Annotated in this window: 1 protein-coding gene; it reads right to left on the reverse strand. The window is 62.7% G+C overall.

The genetic code is table 11. From position 1 onward, the window contains the following. On the reverse strand, window positions 1-5,177 hold a 5,177-nt coding region (locus DBR20_RS21270), incomplete at its 3' end, for an RHS repeat domain-containing protein (RefSeq protein WP_108268290.1). Between the last annotated feature and the right edge of the window lie 179 nt (window positions 5,178-5,356).

Raw genomic sequence — 5,356 nt, forward strand, 5'->3', positions numbered from 1 at the left:
CCGCCGCCGCCGCTCTCAAGCTGGAACTCGGTGGCATCGGCCACTTGGTTCCAACCCACCGAGCACTGCACCTGATAGGGCGCCTTGCGGGTGGTCAGCCATTCGGCCAGATAGAAATGGGGCGTTCCCGGCGGAAGTGCGACGACAACCGTCGCAATCCCCGAGTAGGGGCTGCACCCCGCGAAGTTGCAGGCACGCACACGATAGGCATAACTGCCCTTGCCACGGTCCGCACCAAAGCTGTTCGCGCCGCCGTTATGCACCACCGTCCAACCACCACCGTTGGCGCTCTCCTCCAGGATGAAACTCTCGCTGTTGGCGGGTACAGACCAGCTGAAGCTGTACTGCGGCACATTCACCAGCCCCGGTGCGCTGATCACCGGCTCGATCGTCGGCGCGCCGATCACGGCGACCATTGCAGACCCTGACCATGGCCCACAGCCTGCTCCGTTGCAGGCCGCGACGCGGTAGGCGTAGCTCCCCACTCCCCGCGCGGGCGTTGCAAAGGACACCACGTGTGCGTCCACCAACGTCACCCAACCGCCGCCATTGGTGCTTTCCTGCAACGTGTAACGGTCAGCCCCGCCAATCCCGTTCCAGCCGATGCCAATGCTGCCGGGCGCCGAACGAGCCGGCGCTGATACTCCCGGAGCACTCGCAGGCGGATAGACCACCGTCACTGCACCAGTTGCGCTGTATCCCGTGCATCCCACCGGATTACACGCTCGAACCCGGTAGCTATAGCTGCCCGCCGCCTTCCCAGTGAAGGCCTTGGACTGACCGATCGCGTTGTGCACCTGGCCCCAGGCGCCGCCATTGGTGCTTTCCTCCAGCTCATAACGCTCGGCCCCGGAAGCGGCCGACCAACCCACGCTGTAACTACCATTGAAGGCCGTGGCCGGCACGTTCAAGCTCGGCACCGTGGACGGCGCCAATGCCACGGCCACTGACGCGACGTTGCTCCATCCGCCGCACACCGCGCGACAGCCTCGCACCCGGAACTGATAGGTACCCGTGACCAGGCCCGTGCTGGTGAATGATTGCGCCGCGCCGTCGAAGATCTTGCTCCACGTGCCCGCCAAGGCACGCTGCAGTTCGTAGCGGTTGGCGCCACCAGCCAGGCTCCAGGTCAGATTCACGCTGCCCTGGGTGATGTAGCCCGGCGCACTCAGCGCGGGAACACTGGGTGCGGCCTCACCGTGCACCTGGGCAACCAGGCTGCCGGACAGGTAGAGGTAGTCTGTCTGCTTGCCGGTACGCTCGTTGCGCTGGAAACGCAGCACGCCGCCGTTGTCGTAGAACGAGTAGATCGCGCCCGTGCCGCTTGCGCTGGCTCTCACTCGACGCCCATGGGCGTCGTACTCATAACTCTCTGCCGTACCTGCCGCACGCAGCCGGTTGCCGTAGTCAAATGTGAAGGCCTGACCATTGCGCACCGAGAGATTTCCCTGCACGTCATAGCCCAGGCCGGTTACGGTTGCCCCGGTGCCGGTTTCGATCACGTTGACCAAGCGGTTGGTCGGATCGAAGTAATGCGTACGATCGCGGCTGCCGACCTTGGCCCGACGCAGGTTGTCCAGCGCATCATATTCATACAGCGCATTGCCGAAGCCCGGCGCAGTGACCGCGCGCAGCCGGTCCAATCCGTCATAGGTCATGTCCCGATTGCCGGGCGCGCCGGGCAGGCCATCCGATATGGCCATCACGTTGCCACCGGCGTCGTAGTCGTAGCTGTCATCCAGGACCGCAGCCGCGGCCGTGGCGTCGCGGCTGCGGTCCGGCAGGCCGCGGGCATTCTGGGTCAATGTGTGCACGATCCCGTTGCCATACACGAAACGCGCCAGCGCGCCATTGGCGAAGTAGCTGGCTTCCTTCGCATAGCCGCCGATGGTGGTCGCTCGACCCAGTGCATCTGGCGCATAGCTGACCACACGCCCACCCGGGTAAGTGTTGCTGGCCAGCGTGCCGTTGGCATCGTAGCCATAGGCCAGGCTCAGATTGCCGAAGTCTGGATGTTGCAGGGTTTCGCCGCTGAGCAGGCGGCGCCGGTTGTACTGGTAACGGTTGACGGCCATCGGCCGGGCCGGGTCGTTCTGCGTGCTGATTTCGACCGGCAGTCCGTCCGCCGTGTAGGACCAGGTCTGGTTTCCACGGCCGTCCGGGAAGATCAGGGTCGACAGGCGGTTGGCGGCGTCATAGCTGCGCTTCACCGCGCGCCCGCTGGCAAGCGCCTCGGTGCGATTGCAGTCGGTGGTGCTGGTCAAACCCGTTCCGGCAGCCGACCACAGAACATTGCCGGCAGCATCGTAGTCCTGCACCGTCGCCCCCGTTTCCGGCTCGATGGTCTTGCACAGCTGCTGATAACCGTCATAGACATAACGGCGGGTCAGCGCCTGGCTGCCGTCGGCGTTGCGACGGGTGATCGCCAGCGGTTTGCCGAGCACGTCGCGCTGGATCTCGGTCACTACGCCTTCCGGGTGCTGCAATGCCAAGGGCATTTCGTAGGTCGGCTGGTCATAGGCCAGGTGCCGTGTTGTGGTCGACTGGCCACGGGGATTGGTCACCTTCACCGACAGGTTGCCCACGTACTCGGTGCGCGCGGCCAATGCACCGAGCTCGGACGATTGACTGACCACGACCGGGCGCCCCAACGCGTCGTACTGCGTCGTGGTACCAGCCAGTGCAGCATTGATATCGGAGAACTGCCGCGTCGGATACGACGCAAACACCGTCTTGCCACTGGTGTCGTAGCGGGTCACCACGGCACTGTCCAGCACGTTGTTGGCGTTCTCGGTCACCAGCACCGGCCGGAACATGGCGTCCAGATAGGTATCCGTGCGCCGCCCGCCCTGCGTGCGTGAGTGTTTCCATGCGCCGGCAGGCACCCCCAGCTGCGCACCGCCCAGCCGCTGCAGGTCCATGGTCACGCCATTCCAGTTCACGCTGTCGCCGCTCGGGAACTGCTGGCTGCGCAGGCGCCCCATGCTGTCGTAGCTGAAGCTGGTGGTTGCGCCGGTCTCGTCGGTCAGCGAGGTGATCCAACCGTTGTCGTCGACGGCGACAGTGCGCACCGCACCGTTGGGCGCTTCAGGTGTGGCTGGCAGCCGCAGTTGCTGCGGAATGCCGCGTTTCCATGCTGACAGATGGCTCGTGTTGCCGCGGCCATCGGCTACCGACGCCACGGTGCCATCGGCCGCATAGGTCACCTGCTGCGCCAGGCGGCCGAATGCATAGGCGCGCAACGGCAACCCAGTGGTGGTGTCGAACTCGGTGCGCGACTGCTCAATACCATTGAGGACACTGCGCGCGGCCTGGCCATTCAACCATAGCGTCGGATTGTCGTAGTAGGTCGTGGTGCTGGTACGGCTCTGTCCGGCGGAATTCGCTTCGACGACGGTGACTTCGCGGACGAAGGCGTCAAAGCTCTGCACCGTACGGGTGAACTGCACGCCATCCTGATTCACGCCTGTGCTCTGCACTGGGCGATTCAGGTGCTCACCCAACTCCCTGGCGCCGTACTTGAGATTCCGTCCTGCCTCATGCGGGAACGGTGCGCTGGCAAGCTGCGCGTCCGGGTAGTAGTTGTTGCGCTCCGTGCGAACCACCACGCCGCCAGAGCTGGTGGTCGTGGACAGCAGTAGACCGTCGTTGTAGCCGACTTCCTTACCGAATTCGTATGTCCGGATGACCCCATCCGGCAGGGTTTCAATCGTTATCTTTGGTTCCGCCTGCCCCACCGGGATCATCGGCCACCCAGCCTCGTGGACCCTTCTGTCGTACTCCCACCCCAGATTTGTATACTGATAGCTCCATTGAGCCGTAGGCATGCCGGGGCCACTGGTGGTTTTGACAACCAGCGACATCGCGTCACGATAGATGGGCGTGAGATTCCAACCATCAGCCAGCAACTGCTCATCGCCTGATGTCTGGCAATTGAACGGCACGTTCTTGCGCCCATGCCGGAATGGCCGGAAGACGAAGGTTCCCACCGCACCGGATGGATGCGTGATGGAGGCTGTAACTTCCGTCTGCACGATCTTGTTCGTCTTCGCGCAGAGGGCCGGGGTTTCCATGTAGTCACTCACGGGCTGCCCGGTGTACTCCTGGTACTTCTTCGTCACATAGACCGGCGGCAGGTTGTAGCCCCAAGCCGTCCCATCCGGCAAGGTGACCGACTGCAATACACCGGTCGGAGCATAACCATATGTCCAGGTTCGACCCGCTGCCGCCGCCGATGCGATGCGCCCTTGAGAATCATAGGAAAGATTGATGCTGCGCCCATCGTTGGCGATGATTCGGTCCAATCGCCCACCACTCCACTCGTAGCGGACCCAGTTGCCGAAACGATCAACGACCTGCGAAGGATAGAGGAAGACCTTTTTTCGCTTCAGGGTGGCATGGGTGATGGTGTCGTAGGGCTGGAGAACAGCAGACTCGTGCTCGCGTGCCACCATCCAGTCAAAGTAGTATTTGGTCCCGTCTGGCGCGTGCCCCAGGAAGCCTTGGCCCGGCTGACCACTCTTGAGCGAACTGAGGCAGGAGAAGAACCATCCCCCTTTCGTGTTCCAGGGAGTTGGCATGCCAACCTGCGGCGTTGGCTGGCGTGCGTCCCCACTGCCCGCAAGGACGGTTTCACCACCCCCTCCCGGCAACGAAAGCCTTACCCCCTCCCAATAGGTGTAGGGGGCAAAACTGATGGTCTGGGTATGTTTGTAGTTCCAGACGTCCAACGACGGGGGAGCGGAAACTGTCGAGCAGCGTGCGCTTGGTGTCCAATGCCCGCCGACCGCGGTTTCGGGCTGGTCTCCGTATGTGCCTGAAAGTGATGGGATGTCCAGATCCCAGTTTCCATACTCCTTGTCGTTTGTACTACCGCTGACGTCCCCGTAACTGCGGCTGAGCGAAATCGCGAGCCCGCCATTGCCCGGAATCGAAATATCCGTGGCCTTGAAGCTGATCGAACCGTCATACAGGTTCACCTGCTCACCAAAGATCTCGCCCTTCAGCGGCTCGACAAGATCGCCATACTTCAAGCGCTTGTCATATTCCTGACGCCAAGTCGGCACGATCTGGGCGGAAGCGGTTACCGGCGCCATCACGCAGAAGGCCAGTGCTGTCAGAAGCAGGCCTTTTATGGCGTATGCCGCGCGCGGATGAGGATTGAGCCGTGCTTGCATGAAGATCCTCCCTGGATCGACCTTCCTTGAGAGCCCCGCCCACATCGCGCCACTGCCGATGCTCAGATCGGACGTTGCCCACTCCGGCAGACAACCACACGCTTGAACACGGTGGGCGGGCATTGTTTCATTTATGAATCAAAAATGAAGATGATGTCAACAAGGCGTATCCGACACAC

Origin of the sequence: Stenotrophomonas sp. HMWF023, from assembly GCF_003060985.1 — a bacterium.
Classification (GTDB): Bacteria; Pseudomonadota; Gammaproteobacteria; order Xanthomonadales; family Xanthomonadaceae; genus Stenotrophomonas; species Stenotrophomonas lactitubi.